At 47.3% G+C, this 18,708-nt stretch carries 18 protein-coding genes; 11 read left to right on the top strand and 7 right to left on the bottom strand.

All coding sequences use genetic code 11. The features are described 5' to 3' along the window. Positions 1-62 precede the first annotated feature (62 nt). The 4 genes from RIF36_RS01750 to RIF36_RS01735 all read left to right on the top strand — a co-directional run bounded on the left by RIF36_RS01750 (position 63) and on the right by RIF36_RS01735 (position 5,931). Positions 63-2,423, top strand: coding sequence for a TonB-dependent receptor (locus RIF36_RS01750; protein ID WP_350126974.1), 2,361 nt, complete (start codon positions 63-65; stop codon positions 2,421-2,423). Positions 2,424-2,540: 117 nt separating this feature from the next. Continuing rightward, positions 2,541-3,548 (top strand): Gfo/Idh/MocA family protein, encoded by a 1,008-nt coding sequence (locus tag RIF36_RS01745; RefSeq protein ID WP_350126977.1) that lies wholly within the window; start codon positions 2,541-2,543, stop codon positions 3,546-3,548. 126 nt (positions 3,549-3,674) lie between these two features. Beyond that, complete coding sequence (locus tag RIF36_RS01740) at positions 3,675-4,235, top strand: transposase (protein ID WP_350126980.1); 561 nt, start codon at positions 3,675-3,677, stop codon at positions 4,233-4,235. 271 nt (positions 4,236-4,506) lie between these two features. Further along, positions 4,507-5,931, top strand: coding sequence for an SDR family oxidoreductase (locus RIF36_RS01735; RefSeq protein ID WP_350126983.1), 1,425 nt, complete (start codon positions 4,507-4,509; stop codon positions 5,929-5,931). A gap of 53 nt (positions 5,932-5,984) precedes the next feature. Here RIF36_RS01735 and RIF36_RS01730 read toward each other — a convergent pair whose 3' ends face one another. Beyond that, positions 5,985-7,472, bottom strand: a complete 1,488-nt coding sequence (locus tag RIF36_RS01730; RefSeq protein WP_350126986.1) for a mandelate racemase/muconate lactonizing enzyme family protein — start codon at positions 7,470-7,472, stop codon at positions 5,985-5,987. A 32-nt stretch (positions 7,473-7,504) separates the two neighbouring features. After that, positions 7,505-8,431 (bottom strand): RraA family protein, encoded by a 927-nt coding sequence (locus RIF36_RS01725; protein ID WP_350126989.1) that lies wholly within the window; start codon positions 8,429-8,431, stop codon positions 7,505-7,507. A gap of 271 nt (positions 8,432-8,702) precedes the next feature. On the opposite strand from RIF36_RS01725, the gene RIF36_RS01720 reads away from it, so the two are divergent. Next, entirely contained in the window at positions 8,703-9,176 is a 474-nt protein-coding gene (locus tag RIF36_RS01720; protein ID WP_350126992.1) for a nuclear transport factor 2 family protein, read from the top strand. A 6-nt stretch (positions 9,177-9,182) separates the two neighbouring features. Here RIF36_RS01720 and RIF36_RS01715 read toward each other — a convergent pair whose 3' ends face one another. Next, positions 9,183-10,190, bottom strand: a complete 1,008-nt coding sequence (locus RIF36_RS01715; protein ID WP_350126995.1) for a S41 family peptidase — start codon at positions 10,188-10,190, stop codon at positions 9,183-9,185. Next, a complete protein-coding gene (locus RIF36_RS01710; RefSeq protein ID WP_350126998.1) occupies positions 10,187-10,972 on the bottom strand; it encodes a hypothetical protein in 786 nt (261 codons plus the stop codon). The genes RIF36_RS01715 and RIF36_RS01710 overlap by 4 nt, the downstream gene beginning before the upstream one ends. Before the next feature lie 303 nt (positions 10,973-11,275). Here RIF36_RS01710 and RIF36_RS01705 point away from each other — a divergent pair, with 303 nt between their 5' ends. Genes RIF36_RS01705 through RIF36_RS01685 form a run of 5 tightly spaced genes read left to right on the top strand, consistent with a single transcriptional unit; the run spans position 11,276 to position 14,741 of the window. Continuing rightward, a complete protein-coding gene (locus tag RIF36_RS01705) occupies positions 11,276-12,709 on the top strand; it encodes a M20 family peptidase (protein WP_350127001.1) in 1,434 nt (477 codons plus the stop codon). A gap of 47 nt (positions 12,710-12,756) precedes the next feature. Beyond that, a complete protein-coding gene (locus tag RIF36_RS01700; protein ID WP_350076499.1) occupies positions 12,757-12,984 on the top strand; it encodes a DUF433 domain-containing protein in 228 nt (75 codons plus the stop codon). Between the two features lie 2 nt (positions 12,985-12,986). Next, positions 12,987-13,343: a DUF5615 family PIN-like protein gene (locus RIF36_RS01695; protein ID WP_350127004.1), complete on the top strand. Its 357-nt coding sequence runs from the start codon at positions 12,987-12,989 to the stop codon at positions 13,341-13,343. 4 nt (positions 13,344-13,347) lie between these two features. Further along, on the top strand, positions 13,348-14,040 hold the full coding sequence (locus RIF36_RS01690) for an SIR2 family NAD-dependent protein deacylase (protein ID WP_350087291.1): 693 nt from the start codon (positions 13,348-13,350) through the stop codon (positions 14,038-14,040). 53 nt (positions 14,041-14,093) lie between these two features. Then, positions 14,094-14,741, top strand: a complete 648-nt coding sequence (locus RIF36_RS01685) for a DsbA family protein (protein WP_350127007.1) — start codon at positions 14,094-14,096, stop codon at positions 14,739-14,741. A 53-nt stretch (positions 14,742-14,794) separates the two neighbouring features. Here the strand turns inward: RIF36_RS01685 and RIF36_RS01680 are convergent, their stop codons facing one another. Both RIF36_RS01680 and RIF36_RS01675 read right to left on the bottom strand, forming a co-directional pair. After that, on the bottom strand, positions 14,795-15,133 hold the full coding sequence (locus tag RIF36_RS01680) for a HepT-like ribonuclease domain-containing protein (RefSeq protein ID WP_350076492.1): 339 nt from the start codon (positions 15,131-15,133) through the stop codon (positions 14,795-14,797). Continuing rightward, on the bottom strand, positions 15,102-15,419 hold the full coding sequence (locus RIF36_RS01675; RefSeq protein WP_350149303.1) for a nucleotidyltransferase family protein: 318 nt from the start codon (positions 15,417-15,419) through the stop codon (positions 15,102-15,104). The genes RIF36_RS01680 and RIF36_RS01675 overlap by 32 nt, the downstream gene beginning before the upstream one ends. Positions 15,420-15,636: 217 nt before the next feature. Between RIF36_RS01675 and RIF36_RS01670 the strand changes: the two genes are divergently transcribed. Continuing rightward, complete coding sequence (locus tag RIF36_RS01670) at positions 15,637-16,698, top strand: oxidoreductase (protein WP_350087282.1); 1,062 nt, start codon at positions 15,637-15,639, stop codon at positions 16,696-16,698. A 160-nt stretch (positions 16,699-16,858) separates the two neighbouring features. Here the strand turns inward: RIF36_RS01670 and RIF36_RS01665 are convergent, their stop codons facing one another. Then, positions 16,859-18,265: an MATE family efflux transporter gene (locus RIF36_RS01665; RefSeq protein WP_350076488.1), complete on the bottom strand. Its 1,407-nt coding sequence runs from the start codon at positions 18,263-18,265 to the stop codon at positions 16,859-16,861. Positions 18,266-18,708 lie beyond the last annotated feature (443 nt).

The raw sequence follows: 18,708 nt of genomic DNA, 5'->3' as shown, positions 1-18,708 counted from the left end.
GTTTGGAAACCTTTGGCGAAGGTCATCGTCCTTGTAGCAAGTTAAAATCTCAAAATAGACATATGCACAATTTTTTTAAATGCTTGCTGCTGAGCAGCTTGCTTTCAGGATATTCTTTTGCCTTTGCCAGTCAGGATTTAACACAAACAGTGAAAGGCCAGGTGCTGGATGCACAGTCGCTGGCACCTGTTCCCGGCGCTACGGTAATGATCGTCAACAGCAGCCCGATAAAGGGTGCGGTAACTGACCTTGATGGCAATTTCAAAATTGAAAAAGTGCCTGTTGGTCGCCATCATGTACAGATTTCATTTGTAGGTTACGAGAACAAAGTAATTCCAGAAGTACTGGTGGGCTCTGGAAAGGAAGTGGTACTAAACATTCACCTGACCGAATCCATTGTTCAAATGGCCGAAGTGGTTGTCACCGCCTCGGAACAAGACAAAGGGGCTCCGCTCAACGACTTTGCCACTGTAAGCGCAAAATCCATCAACGTGGAGGAAACAAGCCGTTATGCGGCAACTTTTGATGATCCGGCCCGGGCGGCCGCCTCGTTTGCGGGTGTACGTGGTGCAGGCGACGATATTACCAACGAAATCGTGATCCGGGGAAACTCGCCCAGAGGATTATTATGGAGAGTGGAAGGTGTGGAGGTACCCAACCCCAATCATTTTGCAGAAGAGGGCTCTGCAGCAGGCGGCATCAGCATCCTGAGCAACAATATGCTGGCCAATTCAGATTTTTATACGGGAGCCTTTCCGGCCCAGTATGGCAATGCCCTGAGTGGGGTATTCGACATTAACCTGCGCAAGGGAAATACAGATAAGCGTGAGTATGCATTTCAAGCCGGTGTGCTGGGTATTGCTTTCGCCGTCGAGGGTCCGCTGAAGAAAAACGGAAAAGCTTCCTATCTGGTGAATTATCGCTATTCTACACTTTCCCTACTTGACCAAATGGGGCTGTTACCCATTTTTGGAGATGAGGAGATCGTATTCCAGGACCTTTCCTACAAAATTCACCTACCCACCGAAAAGGGAGGTGCCTTCTCGTTATGGGGGCTTGGCGGCCTGAGCAGGCAAACGGAGGTGGCCAATCTGGAAGAAAACTACCCGTTCAACAGCACCTTCCGGTCTGACATGGGCGTGGCTGGTCTGTCGCACGTATATTTTGTTAACAAAGACACCTTTGTTGAAACCAAGCTAACTGCGTCCAGGGGCAGAAACGCTTATGACGAAGACTCTCTGAAGCTACAGGTATACAACAAGGAATCCTTTCTGAAAAAGGATTATCGGCTGTCTACAATGCTCAACCAGAAGTTCAACGCCCGCAACACGCTGCGCTCTGGCATCATTGTAAGCTCCCTCGGCTACGACCTTGTTTCGAGCTACTACCACAATATTGATGACACCACTTACACGGGACTGGAAGCAGACGGCAGCATGATGTTCCTTCAGGGTTTCTCACAATGGCAGTACCGGGCAGGTGAGCACCTGACGTTGAACACAGGGTTCCACTATTCGCACCTTTTTTTAGAAAACCAGCTTGCGCTGGAGCCACGTTTTGGAATGAAATGGGCGGTAGCCAACGGCTCATCAATCACCGCAGGTATTGGTCTTCACAGCCGCCTTGAATCGGCGTCTCTCTATCTGGCTAGTGAAACCCTAGAGAATGGAGCCAGGGTTCAATACAACAATGGGCTCGGAATGAGCAAAGCCGGGCATTTTGTACTTGGTTATGAAAAACAACTGGCAGAGAACGTTCGGCTGAAAGCCGAAGCCTATTATCAGCATCTTTATAATGTACCCATTGCGCAAGTGACAAATACGGATGAATGGGCACCAACATTTAGTGTGCTGAACGCCAAAGATGGCTACACAACTCGTCCGTTGACCAACGACGGAACCGGGCGCAACTATGGCCTCGAACTAACGCTGGAGAAGTTCTTAACGAACGGCTTCTACTACACGGTGACTTCTTCACTGTACCAGTCGAAGTATACCGGGGCAGACGGGATCGAACGAAATACACGTTTTAACGGAAACTTCACCGGTAATTTCATCGCTGGTAAAGAGTTTAAGGTTGGCAGAACAAAGGATAACCTTCTCGGCTTCAATACCCGGGTGATTTATGCTGGCGGCAACCGCAAAGTACCAATTAATCTTGGTCAAAGCATCGCTGAGGACAGAACAGTGTTAGATTATACAAATGCTTACGACCAACGCCTGCCCGACTATGCCCGATTGGATGTTGGCATAAGCTACCGCCGCAACAAACCCGGGCATTCATCCATCCTTTCAATCAATGTCCAGAATGTAACAGCCAGATACAATGTGTTTGGGGAATACTTTGATAGCAGAACCGATAAAATTGAAACTTTTCAGCAACTAGGCTTCTTGCCTAATCTGAGCTATCGAATAGAGTTTTAGAGACCAGTGGTGCTACAGATGTAACAAACTCAACCGGGAATTTTCCCAAACCCCAGAATGCCTCCGTAGTTCTGGGGTTTATTTTTATCTTTAGCTTTTACGAAAGACACAATTTTTATGTTTAACACCCTCAAAGAAGTGCGCTGGGGCATCATTGGCGTAGGCGATGTATGCGAAGTAAAAAGCGGTCCAGCCTTCCAAAAGATAGAAAACTCAAGCCTTGTGGCTGTCATGCGCCGCAATGGTGAAAAAGCTGCTGACTTTGCCAAACGTCATGGCGTTCCAAAATGGTATGACGATGCCGATAAGCTGATCAACGACCCTGATGTCAATGCCATCTACATCGCCACACCCCCTGGATCACATGCCGACTATACCTTCAAGGCTGCTAGGGCAGGTAAACCGGTTTATGTGGAGAAGCCTATGGCCCGGAGCACGGCAGAATGCCAGGCCATGGTGGATGCCTGCAAGCAAGCTGGCGTTCCGCTATTCATCGCCTACTACCGCAGAATGCTGCCCAACTTTCTGAAGGTGAAGTCGCTGATCGAATCTGGAGTTATTGGTGAAGTGAGGTATGTGAATATTAAACTTAACAAACCCCTGCACCCTGATATTGTAGGTGCGGCGCATGACCCCGACAACTGGCGCATTTTTCCTGAAATGGCTGGCGGTGGCTATTTCTACGACCTCGGCTGCCATCAACTGGATATTCTGGACTTTCTGCTAGGCCGGGTAAAACACGCCCATGGTTATGCTGCCAACCAGGGAGGCATTTACCCGGCAGAAGATATTGTGACTGGCTCATTCGTCTTTGAAAGTGGTGTGCTTGGACAGGGAACCTGGTGCTTTGCTACCTCCGACGCTTCCGACGAAGAGGTAACTACCATCATTGGCAGCAAAGGTGAGATCTCTTTCCCTTATTTCAGCGACCACTCCGTGACATTAAAAGTGGAAGGTAAGCCTGCTGAAAGGATGACCTTTGATATCCCCAGGCACATTCAGCAACCCCTCATACAAACAATTGTAGACGAACTGACCGGCAAGGGAAAATGTCCAAGCACAGGCGTTTCTGGCACAAGAACAAACTGGGTAATGGAGCAGCTTTGCAAACGGGTTGATCGGTAGATTGGTCTGTCAGGGGACAGACCAAGGGTGAACGATACAGGTACACCCACGCCCAAGGGCTGTCCCCTGACAGCCCCTCCTTATACAAAAACTGAGTTTGGCTATCCTCAAATAACCTTTCAGACAATGAGTAATTCTATTTTTGAGACACCCAGAAATTCAAAAATGGGTTTTGACGAAGTCTACTTTTGGACAGACACTATCAAGGATTGGAAGCCCTTATTGAAAAGTGATGGCTTCAATGAGATTGTAATTAACCAGTTAAAGTGGTTGGTTGATAAGGAGCTAATTTGCGTTTATGCATTTGTTTTAATGCCGAACCACCTCCACCTGATATGGGAAATGCTCAAGTTCAATGGAAAGGAAATGCCACATGCTTCTTTTAACAAGTGGACTAGCAGCCAATTCCTAAAACTTACTCGATCAAACTACCCAAGACTCATTGGTGGTTTCCAGGAGACGGCCGAAGACAGAAAGCATAGGTTTTGGCAAAGGGATCCACTTGCAGTAGCTGTTACCTCCAGGCAAATGTTCGAACAGAAAATGGATTATATTCATCTCAACCCGCTTCAGGAAAAATGGAGTCTCGCATTAACTCCCGAAGATTACAAATGGTCTTCAGCAAAGTTTTATGAAGAAGGTATCGATGAATTCGGTATATTAACTCACTACTCCGACAGATTTTAGGAAAAAGACGAAAGGAAACTGGAACTGGTCTGTCAGGGGACAGACCAAGGGATGGGATTGATCAGTAGATTGGTCTGTTTGGGGACAGACCAAGGGCAGGAACAGTGACAGACCTCGGAATAGGTTGTTGAAAAGTAAAACGTACCCCAAGGGCTGTCCCCTGACAGCCCTTCACGAACCTACGGCTATCTTGCCTGGCAAATGAACAGAACCGCCTCTTTTGGGTTATATTGATAGCCGAAGACCCTCTTCGGTCACCTTAAATAATCCTATGAGAATTCTACTGACCGGCGCCACCGGCTACATCGGCAAAAGGTTGCTTCCAGTTTTGGTCAACCGGGGCCATGAGGTGATATGCTGCATAAGAGACGCCAACCGATTCAATCCTCCGAAGCAACTCATCAACCACATAAAGGTGATAGAAGTTGATTTCCTGAGAAAGGGAACACTCAAAAACATCCCCGATGATATTGATGCCGCCTATTATCTTATTCATTCGATGTCGGGGGCTTCCGGTAAATTCAATGAGCTCGAAAGCGAATCTGCCCGCAATTTCAACGAAGCAGTGGCAGGCAAGAAAATCGAACAGGTCATCTACCTCAGCGGGATTGTGAACGAAGAAACTCTTTCAAAACACCTGGCTTCAAGAAAAGAGGTGGAGAATATCTTGTCGGAGGGCAATTTTGCACTCACCACGCTTAGGGCAGGCATTATCGTCGGATCCGGAAGCGCCTCCTTTGAGATCATCAGAGACCTGGTAGAGAAACTACCTGTGATGATCACTCCCAGATGGCTCAACACCCGCTGCCAGCCTATTGGCATTACAGATGTCATCCTGTTTCTATCCAGTGTGTTGCATAACAAAGCTACTTACAATGACAACTACGACATAGGAGGACCCGACGTGTTGACCTACAAGGAAATGCTGCTTGGCTTTGCCAGGGCACGAAAACTAAAGAGGTGGATCTTTACCCTGCCGATCATGACTCCCAAGCTGTCTTCCTACTGGCTCTTTTTTGTCACTTCTACCTCCTACCGGCTGGCGGTAACACTGGTCGACAGCATGAAAGTGGAGGTAGTGTGCAGCGACGACCGCCTGGCCAAACTTCTGGGCATTAAGACAATCAGCTATGCCGAATCGCTCGCCAAAGCTTTCTCAAAAATCAATCAGCACGTAGTTCCCTCAAGTTGGAAAGACAGCCTTGTAAGCGGGCGAATCAGCGAAAACCTTTCGGAATACATTGAAGTGCCGGTATACGGCTGCTTGCAAGACAAACGAAGCGTAAAAGTGAAGGACAGCGAAAAAGTGCTCGACCGCATTTGGGCACTGGGTGGTGAAACTGGTTGGTACTACGGCAACTGGCTTTGGAAGCTTCGGGGATTTCTCGACAAGCTGTCAGGTGGTGTGGGCCTCAGGCGAGGCAGAACCAACATAAATGACATCAATGCGGGTGACTCATTGGATTTCTGGCGGGTATTGTATGCCAACCGGGCAGAAAAAAGACTATTGCTCTTTGCCGAAATGAAGGTGCCTGGCGAGGCCTGGCTGGAGTTCAGGATAGACGACGGGGTGCTTTGTCAAACAGCCACTTTTCGCCCCAGAGGCTTATGGGGGAGGCTTTACTGGTATTCGATCTTCCCGATTCACGGATTCGTGTTCGGTGGAATGCTCAGAGAGCTCAACAATACAAAATAGCAAAAGGCCCATCACATGATGGGCCTTTCCTAATTAACTTCCATCGGGCTTTCTCAGCTCCAAAGCCTGTCCCATGATCTCTCTACGTCCCACTCTGGCGTAGGAGCGAAATATTTGTTGTTTTCAGGATCAAGGTGCTGCTTCACAACTTCCTCATTAAGCTCAACACCCAAACCAGGTGCATCCGGCACTGGCGCAAAACCCTTTTCTATCATGACGCCCTTGCCGGTCATCTTCACCAAATTCTGCCAGTAGTCCAGATCCACCGAATGATGCTCAAGGGCCATGAAATTCTGAGTAGCCGCCGCACAATGCACGTTGGCCATGAACGATATGGGTGTGCCAGCAAAGTGCATCGCCATCGCCACACCTTTTTCTTCTGCATAGTCACCAATCTTCTTGGTTTCCAGCAGGCCGCCTGAAGTAGCAAGGTCAGGATGCACAATATCAATGGCCCTCGCATCAATCAACTTGATGAACTCTTCCTTCAGGTAAATATCCTCTCCCGTTGTGGTTGGTGTTTCGATGGCATCAGAAATGGTTTTCCATTGTTCAGTAAATTTCCAGGGGATCAAATCCTCCAGCCATGCCAGTCTGTACTTCTCCACCGCCCGGCCTAGCCTGATGGCGTTATTGTGGTCGAAGTGGCCGTAGTGATCCGATGCCAGCGGAATGGAATAGCCGATTTTCTTGCGCACCAGCTCTATTCTCTCCATAAGGATATCAAGTCCCTTGTCGGTGATCTGGATCTGCGTAAACTGATGCTCGGTCGCACCATAAGTCATTGGGTCGTTGGTCCACTGGCGGCCAATATCCCAGAAGTTGCTGTTGGCCACGGTGTCCGGAATGTCCTTGAGGAGTTCAATACCAAAGTCCATTTTGAGGAAGGTGAACCCATCCACATCCATGCGTTTGGCCACTTTTGCCTCAAACTCCGCCTGGTCACGGCCCATAGAGGTATCGGCATACAGCCTCACCTTGTCGCGAAACTTACCCCCCAGCAGCTGGTAGGCTGGCACATTGTAGGCCTTTCCGGCCAGGTCCCAAAGGGCCATCTCCACGGCGCACACACCACCACCCTGGCGACCATGATAGCCAAACTGCTTGATGCGCTTAAAAATCATTTCTACGTTGCAGGGGTTCATTCCCTTTATTCTGCTCTTCAGGAACATCGCATACCGCCAGGAGGCGCCGTCTCTCACCTCCCCGTAGCCGGAAATACCCTGGTTGGTATCAATCCGGATCACAGGACAGCGGGCATGGCCGTTCATTACCACGGCATAGCGCATATCAGTAATCTTGAGGTCAGACGGGGCTGCGAAGCGGTTGACTTTTGACGTGGAATGCGCCATTGTGTCTTCAATGCTGCTGAACATAAAGCCGCCCAGAGCGAGGCCGCCCAGACCCACTTTCTTCATAAAGTCACGACGATTGTCGCCACTTTCCTGCCCTTCATGTCCGACAGCTGAGGCTTCAGGTTCGTCCTGTACGCCAAGCTTTTCTAAATATTTATCTGAAGGTGTTTTTTCGTGATTCGTCATTTTAAGTAGATTTTTTTAATTTATACTAGTAGTTACCAAGTTCTGTCTTTCATGTAAGCATCAAGTTCTGCTCTTGTCATAGGAATTTTATCAGGGTTGGCATCAAGCCATTTTAGAAAGTCACTCTTGATTTCATCGGTCCACTTTTGGTCAATCTGCCCCGGTGTAAACTTGCCCTCTCTCAGCCTCTGATGACCAAACTGGTCTCTAAGGGCAATGAATTCAGCATTGATTAGTAAATCAGCAAGAAGGTGCGCCGGAATGAAGATAACACCACCTTTTTTCGCCAAAACAGCGTCTCCAGGTAACACGGTCGCTCTGCCTATTCTGATAGGAACATTAATGCCGCCAAGCATCATTCCCTGGATGTAGGAAGGATCATAGCCCTTCACCCACATATTGAAACCATCAATCTTTGCTAATCCCTCTTCATCACGTACGGAGCCGTAAAAGATGACGCCATTTTTTGATTTGGCATAAATGGAGTTGCCCAGATTGTCGCCAATGAGCGTGCCATCAACAATTTTTCCGTAGCTATCGGCCACGTAAATGTCACCTGGCTTTAGCATGTCGATAGGCCAGGAATTAAAATTGCCAATACGATTCTCAGCCTTTCCTTTTGCCATAATCATCTCATGGTAATCGGATCGGGCAGGCATGTATTGAACAGTGAGTGCACGACCAGTCATCGGCTTCTCATTGTCCATGATCATCCAATCACCTTCAAACTGATTGTGGTATCCCTTGTTTCGAAGGATACCCCAGGCCTCTTCAATCGAAATGTTTTTCAGGCGTTCCAGCTGATCATCGGAGACTTTAGGCCTGCCGTCGGGCAGCCTTTCACCCTTCCATTCGGAGGTCATGGAGATGATCTGGTCTTTGGTGAGAGTTACTTGCTGAGCGTAAATGCTGCTGCTAAAAAGTAACAAAGCGGCTAATAGATAGCGATATTTGTTCATTGATGAAGTGTGTTTAAGTAGTGACTAAAAACCCAACGGGTCGATGATTGAAGATAATGATTATCTGCAATTACCACGAGTCATTATTACTGAATGGTCAATAATGAATGATTTACCACCCTATTTTGGGATATGCCGGGCAACTTTCACCCTATATTGCCAATCAGAACAGAGAGATTTGATAAATTGATCACCGGCGGGAAGAGTGGGAACGAAATCGCCGTTTCTCTCTGCAATCTGATCAAACTAAAAAACTTGTTCACCTCTAATTATGGCCGACAACAAAGAAATAATCGACAGTTTTTACACAGCATTTGCCAATCAAGATGCCGAAAAAATGGTTTCACTCTACCATGACGACATTCAGTTTACAGACCCGGTCTTCGGCACTTTAAAAGGAGAACATGCCAGGAACATGTGGCGCATGCTGATAGAAAGAGGTAAGCAGAGCCTCTCGGTTAAATTTTCTAACGTGCAGGCCAGCGACACAAATGGAACTGCCAACTGGACAGCCGACTACCTTTTCAGCAGCACTGGTAACATGGTTCACAATGTAATTTCAGCCAACTTTGAGTTCAAAGATGGAAAAATCATCAAACACACCGATTATTTCAATTTTTGGAAATGGAGTAGACAGGCATTGGGCACCACGGGGCTCTTCTTGGGGTGGACTCCCTTTCTTAAGAAAAAGGTAAGCGAGCAAGCCAAAAAAGGGCTGGAGAAGTACTCGAAAAACAGATCGTAGACCTCCCTACTGATTGTCAAATACCTTCATTGCTTCAAGTAAGGCATAATCAGTATCATCAAGAGGATTTTGCGACTTGTTTAACACCACGACGTCGGGAAAGAGCCCGATTCCTTCATAGGTATTGTTGTCAGGGTCTGCTGCTATCCAACTTGACAGTCTGAACGTCCAGCCGTTTGGCAACTCCCTCAAAATAGGGTTTCCCGAGCCGCCGCCTGTGGTGTCTCCCACAATTGTGACCTGCGGAAATAGCCGCATGGCCAAAACAAATTCCTCAGAGGCACTATATGTTTTTCTATCCGTGAGCACCACCACGGGTTTCTTGTATTGGAAAGAACCCTCTGGTGACACTGTTCTTTCATCCCAGTCGGTGAAGTCACTGTGCCCCGGGCCATTTTTGTACTTTACCTTAAGGTAAAGCCTCTCTTTGTCGGCAAATCTGCTTGCTACCGTCTGACTTTTTGTGGTACTCCCGCCACCATTGGAACGCACGTCTATAATAATCCCATCTTCTTTTTTTAACGCTTCAAGTATATCGTCTATCTTTTCGTAGTCTCCAATATCTCCCCCAAAGGTCTTGATATGAATATAGCCGACATTTTGCCGAATGAGTTCAGCATATTCAATCGAGCCTCCTGCCTGCTTTACATTGTAAAGATGTGATTTAACATTTTCAGCGCCAGCCGGTTTTTCACCATTTGCAAAATCATAAGTTGATACTCCATACGGGCTGACCACATTCACATGGCCATCTTTCAACTCAAGCGACAGCCTGGCCAAAACCTGAAAAAACTGATCGTCGTTTACGGCCAGCTCTGCCAGGGGACGATAAACATCGTAAAGGGAGTCCCAGTCTATGTTTTTGAGCTCAAAGAAGGAATAGTTACGGTCAAATTCAGACCAGAATACTTCAAAATTACTGACATAGGTGTCCGTAGGTTCATCCTCGAAAAAAGCACGTTCGCAGCCAAAAATGAACAGCCCCACCAAAAGAAGTAATATAGTTTTTCTCATTTTCGTGAAGCCCAGGACAGTGAAACACAGAACTCATGATTAGCCATTTGAAATGGATAGTTTCGTTCGTAGCGAAGGTACCTCCATTTGTAGGCGGTTGACAAAGTCACTTTGCCTGTAAGTGGCATGGAATAACAAACTCTGGAGGTAAGGTCTACAAAATTATTGGCCGCCACCATTCCCTTTGGAACATCTCTGAACCGTTGAAAGCCCCTGATGGGATGATAGTCTCTGGAGATGAGATAGGCTATTGGGCCCCAGGCAATATTCCACTCAAGCCTCCTTCCTTTTTTAAACACATTTCTCAATTGGAGCATTAATTCAGGAGCAGAAAAAAACTCTCCGGTGAATGGATCTTGCCCCCCGATGGGACTGTTAAAAGCGTACGTTCGGGAGGAGGCTTGATTCACCCAGCTGACGCCGCCGTGCACAGACAGCCCGTCGGTCTTCGATCTGGATAAATTGGTGAGGTACTGCACATCAACGTTTGACACGAAGGTTTTTACTTCGAGCCTTGAGTTATCAGCCGTCAGCTTCGCCATGGCTGCTGCTGCCGCCAAATGCCACTCACCAAATTTGCTCTCCTTGTCCCAGCTAACACCCACCGGAATGCCCCAACCTGAAAAATTCCTAAACGACTCAAGTTCGTCTCTTATCAGAAACGAGCGGAAGCCGGTTGAAACGCTCAACCTGGCAGGCATCACGCCGGATGAGCCCTGCGCATACATGAATCCGAAGGGCAAAAAACATAATAGCAGGAAGGCCAGGATTTGTTTAATCATTCAACCGACAAATAAACGACATTAGTCGCAACACCTTTTCATTAAAGAACTCAGCAGGCAGGATTTTGTGTCTAAAATTTCAAAAAAAGTCTGTAACAAGCGCCTTAATTTTCAACTTTATCAAAACGGCACTACTGAAACCATTCAAATATATGAGACACCTATTCCCGGCAAGCAAATATAATTTTGGGCAACCCGGGAACGCACTTTAAACATCCCAAATTTTCTGCAATTCCATATTCATCATTTATATTGAAGGTCAAATAGACATCATAAGTTGATCACTCCAAACCAACCGTAACTGTGAAAAAATTACTTCTTATTATAGGAGCTGCTGTTTTGCTCCTTGTACTTGTTGTGCTTATCAAAACCGTGACCTTTACCTCCGAAACATTTGACGTGGCATCGGTCACGCCGGTCGACGTGCCGGATGCTGCCCTCGAAAGGTTCCAAAAGGCCATCCAATACAAAACAATTTCGTTTGGCTATCCTGCTACCCCTGACTCAGCGGAGTTTTATGGTTTTCATAATTTCCTCGCAGAGGCCTTTCCTTTGATCGACAGCTTATTGGAAAAAAACGTGATTGCCGGGTATAGCCTCCTTTATAAGTGGCAAGGCACGGATGCCTCCGCCAAACCTGTCATTCTTATGTCGCACATGGATGTGGTGCCGGTTGACGAAGGCACGCTAACCAACTGGGAAGCGCCGCCATTTTCAGGAGAAATCAAAAACGGTCTCATCTACGGTCGTGGCACAATGGACGACAAAGTGGGCGTAATGAGCATCCTTGAAGCAGTGGAAATGTCGTTGAAAGATGGCCTTCAGCCAAAGCGAACCATCTACCTGGCATTTGGTCATGATGAAGAAGTAGGTGGCGAGCAGGGTGCTGGTGCCATTGGCAGGTACATGGAAGAGCAAGGGATCAAAGCTGAGTTTGTGGTAGACGAAGGCGGGTATGTTTCGGACGGTATGGTGCCTGGCGTGAGCAAGCCACTGGCTGTCATAAACGTGGCCGAAAAAGGCTTCATCTCCTATGAACTCACCATCACCACACCAGGGGGACATTCTTCCATGCCCCCAAAAAACAACACTATAGGCTCTCTGGCAGCGGCCATTGTGAAGTTGGAAGCCAATCAGTTTCCCTACAAAATGACGCCTACCCTTCAGGAGCAAATCAATATTGTTGGGCCCGAAATGCCTTTTATACAAAAAATGGCCTTCGCCAACACCTGGCTGCTGGGAGGCAAAATTCTGGAAGGGCTTAACGCTCACACCACCACCGCACCAACGATCATCAAAGGCGGAGTAAAAGACAATGTGATTCCTACCAGTGCCACTGCGGTAGTCAACTTCCGGGTGATGCCGGGAGAAACAACTCAGGAAGTATTGGAGCATATCATTGAGGTAATAGCCGACGATCGCATCACAGTGAAGGCGGTAAGCAGCATCAATGAGCCATCTAAAGTAGCTGACCATAACTCTGCCTCTTACCAGTTGATTTCCAAAACCGTGAAGCAGCTAATGCCCGCCACTATTGTTACGCCCGGCCTGCTAGGCGGAGGCACCGACACCAAGCACTACCGAAATGTGTCTGAAAATCAGTACAGGTTCTTCCCAATCCGTCTCTCACCTGAGAATGCCACAGGGTTTCACGGCATCAACGAACACCTCGCAGTGGACAATTACAAGGAAGTGGTGCAATTCTTCCACCAGTTGATTAAGAATATGAATGAGTAATGAATTCTTTGATTTTGGTGTTATCTTGGATATAAATAGCTATGAATATGGTTTGGCAAGAATATATTTCATCTGATCCGGCAGTTATGTACGGCAAGCCGGTCATAAAAGGCACCAGAATTCCTGTTGACCTGATTCTCGAGAAGCTAGGATCAGGAGAGACTACTTCTGACCTTCTGTTGGCTTATCCCAACATTTCAATGGAAGCTATTAGCGCATGTCTATATTTTGCCTCAGAATCGATTAAGAACGAACTATTTTCCACCGTTAGTTAACAATGGACTTTGTTGCCGATGAGAGCCTTGACTTTAGAATTATCGGGTCTTTAAGACAGCATGGACATCAGGTATTTGCCATTGTTGAAGAAAGTCCGTCAATTGACGACGCCTCAGTTTTAGAAGTTGCTGTCTCAAGAAAGTCAATTTTAATCACAGAGGATAAGGATTTTGGTGAGCTAACCTTTCGGCTAAAAAAGACCCACTTCGGTATTTTGCTTCTCAAACTTTCAGGCTTGGAAATAACCGAAAAAATTGACTTGGTGCTATCCGTTGTCAAAAACCAACACCAAGCACTATTCAATAGTTTTGCTGTTCTGGATCAGAATAGGCTTCGTATTAAAACCGGAAAGAAATAGTTCAATGAAAAAAATCGTCGTCCTTACCGGAGCCGGCATCAGTGCAGAAAGCGGCCTCCAAACCTTCCGGGATGCCGGTGGGCTTTGGGAAGGCTTCGATGTGATGGAGGTGGCATCCATTGATGGTTGGCGGCGCAACAGGGAGCTGGTGCTGGACTTCTACAATATGCGACGGAAGCAGGCACTGGAAGCCAAACCAAACCCAGGCCACTTTGCGTTGGCGGACCTTGAAAAAGATTTTGAAGTCGTTATTGTTACGCAAAATGTAGACAAGCTCCACGAAATGGCCGGCTCGACCAATATCATCCACCTGCACGGCCAACTGTTTCAATCAAGGAGCTCGCTGGATGAAAACCTCATCTATGAAATGGACGGATGGGAACTCAAGTTAGGCGAGAAGTGCGAAAGAGGCTCCCAGCTAAGGCCGAACATCGTGTGGTTTGGGGAGATGGTGCCGCTGATTGAGGATGCCGCCAGAGAGGTCATGTCAGCGGATGTATTCATGGTGGTGGGCACCTCGCTGGCTGTCTATCCTGCTGCCAGCCTGCTACACTACACTGCCGACCATGCGGCAAAGTTCATCATCGACCCTAGTCTGCCCAATCTGCCTAAGCTTCCCAATTTCCACCTTTACGAGGAGCTTGCCAGCACTGGTGTGGCCAAAGCTGCTGAAAAAATCAGAGCAGAGTTTTTATAGCAACTGAACCTTTTGTCGCATAGAATTGATTGAATGTATAGACATTTAATTCAATGAAGAAAGAGACTATCATTTATATATTCGATCCTTTGTGTGGCTGGTGCTATGGCTTTAGCGGCACCATTGTTGACCTGTTCAATAAAAGAAAAGATGAGTTCAATTTTGAGGTAGTTGCAGGTGGCATGATCACTGGCCCCAGAATTGCCCCCTTTTCTACCATGCACGGTTATATTTCCGGGGCCTACAAAAGAGTAGAGGAAATGACAGGAGCTAAATTTGGAGTACCCTATCTGAATGAGCTGCTTCCCTCCGACACGCAGATGAACTCCGAGCCCCCTTCACGGGCACTGGTTACATTCAGAAGCTTTCTACCAGACCAGGTGGTGCCGTTTGCTCATGCATTGCAGAAGAAGCAATACCTGGAAGGCAAGGATTTCGCCGACAACAAAGTATATGAGGAGCTGGCGGCAGAGTTTGGGCTCGACCCGGAAGCCTTCATTGAAAAGTTTGAGTCGGAAGAAATGAAATACCGGACCACGGAGGACTTCCAATGGAGCAATAGCGCAGGCGTGAAGGGATTCCCAACAGTGGTGTTGAAAAACGACCAGGGATACTATTTGATATCGAACGGTTTCAGACCTTTGGATGAAGTCGAGAAAGTGATTGAAACCATTCAAGGCATGGCGGCGAAAGAGGCTTAGTCTCGATTGAAACGACTACAAAAGTTTGGCGGTTCGTGGGAACCTTACGCTAATCAATCACCGCCCAACTTACCATCTATCTCTTTCTTTAGTAGCGGCAGGTGTCTTGTGACTATCGACCAAATGATAGAATCATCGATATCATCATAAGCATGTATAATTCTGTTTCTCATACTTATAATTTGATGAGCATGATTTATTTCGTTGTTGCCTGATTCCTTTAAAAATTTATTGACCGCTTCGCCAATAATTCCGAGATGACGTTCGACCGCCGCCCTTGTTCTTGTATCTTTTTCATAGGCAGCAAAGGAGGCGACATCTATCGTGAACTGTTCGATAAGAAGGATCGATTTAAAAATATCAGATAAGAACTTTTTCTCTCTCTCGGTCATATACGAGCTTCTTTGTCCGATCAATATTGGCTTTGAGAATGGGGTTCCTAATTGAATTCTCAGTCAGCAGGTCTACCCTTCTTTTAAAGAACTCCTCAAACTTGTCCCAAAGAGAAAGCAGAGCTTCGCCTCGATCGGCAGGATCGTCAATATCAAGAGAAACGACGATGTCAATATCGCTTTTTATAGGGTCAAATTTGTCGGTAATAGACGAGCCGAAAGCATAAATCTTTATCACGTTATGCGCCCTGCACAACTCAATAAATTCTGTTTCACGTCCTTTCATTAAGGATATTATATCCATAGTCAAATATACTTAAAAATTCGGATGTCGTAGCTGCGTAGCTTACGATGTAAAAAGAGAGCTACACCCATGCTCTGTCCCCTGACAGACCGGATCAATATTTCTCACCGCAAGGTGTGGTTCCTGACAACCCCAAAGCGGCAGGTTCTTTAAACCACACGCCCATTGCTCTCGTCTTTTTCTTTCCTACCTTCGGGGCATGGCAAACAATCCACTCAATGTTGGTCTGATCGGCTTCGGAATAGCCGGTCAGGTATTTCATGCACCCATCATCGTCAGTGTTTCCGGGCTCCACCTTTATAAAATTCGTGAGTCGAGGCCGACCAATATTGCCCTGGCCAATCAGCGGTTTCCACAAGCCACTGTAGTAGCAGATGTTGACGAGCTTTTCAAAGACCCGGCTATTGACCTGATTGTTGTAGCCACATCAAACACATCGCATTTTGAACTAACCAAAAGAGCCCTGGAGGCCAGTAAGCATGTGCTGGTAGAAAAGCCTTTCACGATTACTTCGGCCGATGCCAATGAGCTGATTGCGACAGCAAAGAAGTACAACCGAATCCTGACTGTGCACCACAACCGCCGGTTCGATGGTGACTTCAACACAATAAGAAAGGTCATAAAAGAAGGCCTGCTGGGCACGGTGGTAGAAATGGAAATTCATTACGACCGTTTCCGCAATTACCTGAAGCCCAATGCCTGGAGAGAGGAAGATTTGCCCGGCTCTGGCATTCTGTACGACCTGGGCTCCCACCTGATCGACCAGGCGCTGACGCTGTTTGGAATGCCTAAAGAAGTGTCTGCTTTTACAGCCCACCAAAGGGCAGGCTCCAAAGCGGTAGATAATTTCGAAGTGATCCTGCATTATCCTGCCCTTAAGGTGACTCTAAAAGCAGGTATGCTTGTGCGGGAAGAAGGTTACCGGTTCGTTATCTATGGCGACCAGGGCACCTTTGTTAAATCCGGCATCGATGTGCAGGAAGAAGCACTGAAAGCTGGTAAGATTCCGTCTGAAACCCCTAACTGGGGTGTAGAGCCTGAAGAAACTTGGGGCAAGATCAACACGAACTACAAAGGCATGCACATGATAGCCAAAGTAGAGTCTGAAGTGGGCAACTACCCTGGACTATACGCCAACATACGGGACGCCATTAATGGCACCGGCAGGCTTGAAGTAACCGCCGGGCAATCCAGGGATGTCATCCGCATTATAGAACTGGCCATGCAAAGCGCTGCAGAGAAAAAAACGGTCACAGTGTAAGCGAAGTTTTTGGCTGTGTCTCACAGCCAATACTTAAAAACAATGGCCAGCGTTTCCACTGGCCATTCTTATTAGAAACTCGTCAATTGTCAATAAGGATTCCCCAGCTTTGGCTGGTTTACACCTCGTTGCCCGTGTCTTCACGAGCATTTGCCGGAAGCTACACCTTCACCGTCTTCCACCTGCCTCTTCTGAATATGATCACTCCAATAATCGCCAACAGTGAGTGAGCCACCGCAATAGCCCAGAAGACTCCCGAAGGCCCCCACCCCATCGTCACCGCCAGCCAGTAGGCAAACGGGATCTGGAAGATCCAGAAAACAAAAATATTGATCACGGAAGGGGTTCTCGTATCACCAGCACCATTAAATGCCTGGATCAAAACCATGCCGTAGGCAAAGAACACATACCCCAGACAAATAATCTGAAGGCTTTGCGTTCCAAAGCTTACCACAGCTTCATCTGGTGTAAAAATGGCAATCACCTCTTCGGCAAAGATCAGGAAAACAGCTCCTACGATACCGAGAAAGACCACATTGATCAATGCAGTCCGCCAAACAGAGGTTTCCGCCCTGTCGGGTTTCAAAGCGCCAAGGTTTTGACCCACCAGCGTGCCAGCCGCATTAGCCAGTCCCCACGATGGCATGAGTGTAAACACCAGCACCCTGAACGAAATCGTGTAACCTGCCAGGGCCGATTCGCCAAACAGCGACATCACCCGCATCAGGAATATCCAGCTAGCAGACTCAATCAGAAACTGGCCCACTCCTCCAATAGAAACCTTGATCATGTTCTTCAAGATATCCCATTTAACCACCAAAGACCTGATCGTTATTTTGATTCTGGAATTACCCTTAAAAAGGTGATAAACCTGAAACACCACGCCGATAGACCTGCCTGTGGTGGTGGCAATCGCCGCTCCTTCCACGCCCATGGCAGGTATTGGCCCAAACCCAAAAATAAATAGTGGATCCAAAACGCAGTTGATTGCATTGGCCAGAAAAAGTGCCCACATAGCAATGCTTGCGTCGCCGGCACCACGAAAAATGGCATTGATCAAAAAGATCAGCATCAACGACACGTTGCCAAGAAAAATCCAGCGGGTATAGCCATAGCCTTCAGCAATCAGCTCGGGGCTGCCGCCCATTATCTGAAGGATTTCCCTGGCATAAAAAGCGCCAGCGAGGCCGATAACAAGTGCGAATGTGAGTCCGAGAATAATAGCCTGTACTGCTGCCACGGAAGCGGCCTGATGGTTTTTCTCCCCAATACGCCGTGCTACGGTGGCAGTAGCCGCCATGCTCAGACCTACTGCCACTGAATAAACAATCATCATCACCGATTCGGTAAGTCCGACGGTGGCCACTGCGTTAACGCTTACTTTGCTTACAAAGAATACGTCGACCACAGCAAAGATCGACTCCATGCTCATTTCAATGATCATGGGAATCGACAATAAAAAGATGGCTTTGTTGAGATTACCTTCGGTAAAGTCCTGCTCGCCGCCTTTTAAAGCTTCAAGAAAATAGCGCAAATATTTGCGTATAGAATAGTATAGTGATGTCATTACTTGTCAAGAATTGAAAAAAAATGTGAAAAAGGAAAAATAGTGACCGATGGAGGTCTGTCCCAGGGGCTGTTTAAGCCTTTGTGGGGTCAATATCCCTGAGACGGGTGGTCACAATGTCCTTGACGAGTTTCATAATGGGTACAATGTTAGGGAAGTTTTTTGAAACGTAAAACAGAAAGTTGTGAAAAGTGAGAAAGGGAGGAGTGAAGGGGTCGGAAGACCGGAAGCCTGTCCGACTACTGGCGGGACGGGAGACCGAAGCGGGCACCCCTAATGGGAGCCAAAGGATCACCAACATCGGTTATGTTCAGTTAAGTGTGTCATTTTTTAAAAGTTGGGTTCAAGTCTTTCGGGATATGTCATAGTTAGTATACTTATCACCTTGGTCCATGATACCGGTCTGGACCATTTCTTTTGAACCTTCGAACTGACTAAATAAA

Origin of the sequence: Imperialibacter sp., from assembly GCF_040222815.1 — a bacterium.
Taxonomy (GTDB): domain Bacteria; phylum Bacteroidota; class Bacteroidia; order Cytophagales; family Cyclobacteriaceae; genus Imperialibacter.
Note: the sequence above shows the minus strand (reverse complement) of the source record. Positions and strands in the feature narration are given on the sequence as shown.

What these genes read in the sequence shown, in the direction of transcription:
- RIF36_RS01745 (WP_350126977.1), top strand. Translation starts at nt 2,541, where the DNA reads ATGTTTAACACCCTCAAAGAAGTGCGCTGGGGCATCATTGGCGTAGGC.
- RIF36_RS01735 (WP_350126983.1), top strand. Translation starts at nt 4,507, where the DNA reads ATGAGAATTCTACTGACCGGCGCCACCGGCTACATCGGCAAAAGGTTG.
- RIF36_RS01715 (WP_350126995.1), bottom strand. Translation starts at nt 10,190, where the DNA reads ATGAGAAAAACTATATTACTTCTTTTGGTGGGGCTGTTCATTTTTGGC.
- RIF36_RS01700 (WP_350076499.1), top strand. Translation starts at nt 12,757, where the DNA reads ATGGTTTGGCAAGAATATATTTCATCTGATCCGGCAGTTATGTACGGC.
- RIF36_RS01730 (WP_350126986.1), bottom strand. Translation starts at nt 7,472, where the DNA reads ATGACGAATCACGAAAAAACACCTTCAGATAAATATTTAGAAAAGCTT.
- RIF36_RS01720 (WP_350126992.1), top strand. Translation starts at nt 8,703, where the DNA reads ATGGCCGACAACAAAGAAATAATCGACAGTTTTTACACAGCATTTGCC.
- RIF36_RS01685 (WP_350127007.1), top strand. Translation starts at nt 14,094, where the DNA reads ATGAAGAAAGAGACTATCATTTATATATTCGATCCTTTGTGTGGCTGG.
- RIF36_RS01680 (WP_350076492.1), bottom strand. Translation starts at nt 15,133, where the DNA reads ATGACCGAGAGAGAGAAAAAGTTCTTATCTGATATTTTTAAATCGATC.
- RIF36_RS01695 (WP_350127004.1), top strand. Translation starts at nt 12,987, where the DNA reads ATGGACTTTGTTGCCGATGAGAGCCTTGACTTTAGAATTATCGGGTCT.
- RIF36_RS01690 (WP_350087291.1), top strand. Translation starts at nt 13,348, where the DNA reads ATGAAAAAAATCGTCGTCCTTACCGGAGCCGGCATCAGTGCAGAAAGC.
- RIF36_RS01675 (WP_350149303.1), bottom strand. Translation starts at nt 15,419, where the DNA reads ATGAAAGGACGTGAAACAGAATTTATTGAGTTGTGCAGGGCGCATAAC.
- RIF36_RS01670 (WP_350087282.1), top strand. Translation starts at nt 15,637, where the DNA reads ATGGCAAACAATCCACTCAATGTTGGTCTGATCGGCTTCGGAATAGCC.
- RIF36_RS01725 (WP_350126989.1), bottom strand. Translation starts at nt 8,431, where the DNA reads ATGAACAAATATCGCTATCTATTAGCCGCTTTGTTACTTTTTAGCAGC.
- RIF36_RS01665 (WP_350076488.1), bottom strand. Translation starts at nt 18,265, where the DNA reads ATGACATCACTATACTATTCTATACGCAAATATTTGCGCTATTTTCTT.
- RIF36_RS01750 (WP_350126974.1), top strand. Translation starts at nt 63, where the DNA reads ATGCACAATTTTTTTAAATGCTTGCTGCTGAGCAGCTTGCTTTCAGGA.
- RIF36_RS01710 (WP_350126998.1), bottom strand. Translation starts at nt 10,972, where the DNA reads ATGATTAAACAAATCCTGGCCTTCCTGCTATTATGTTTTTTGCCCTTC.
- RIF36_RS01740 (WP_350126980.1), top strand. Translation starts at nt 3,675, where the DNA reads ATGAGTAATTCTATTTTTGAGACACCCAGAAATTCAAAAATGGGTTTT.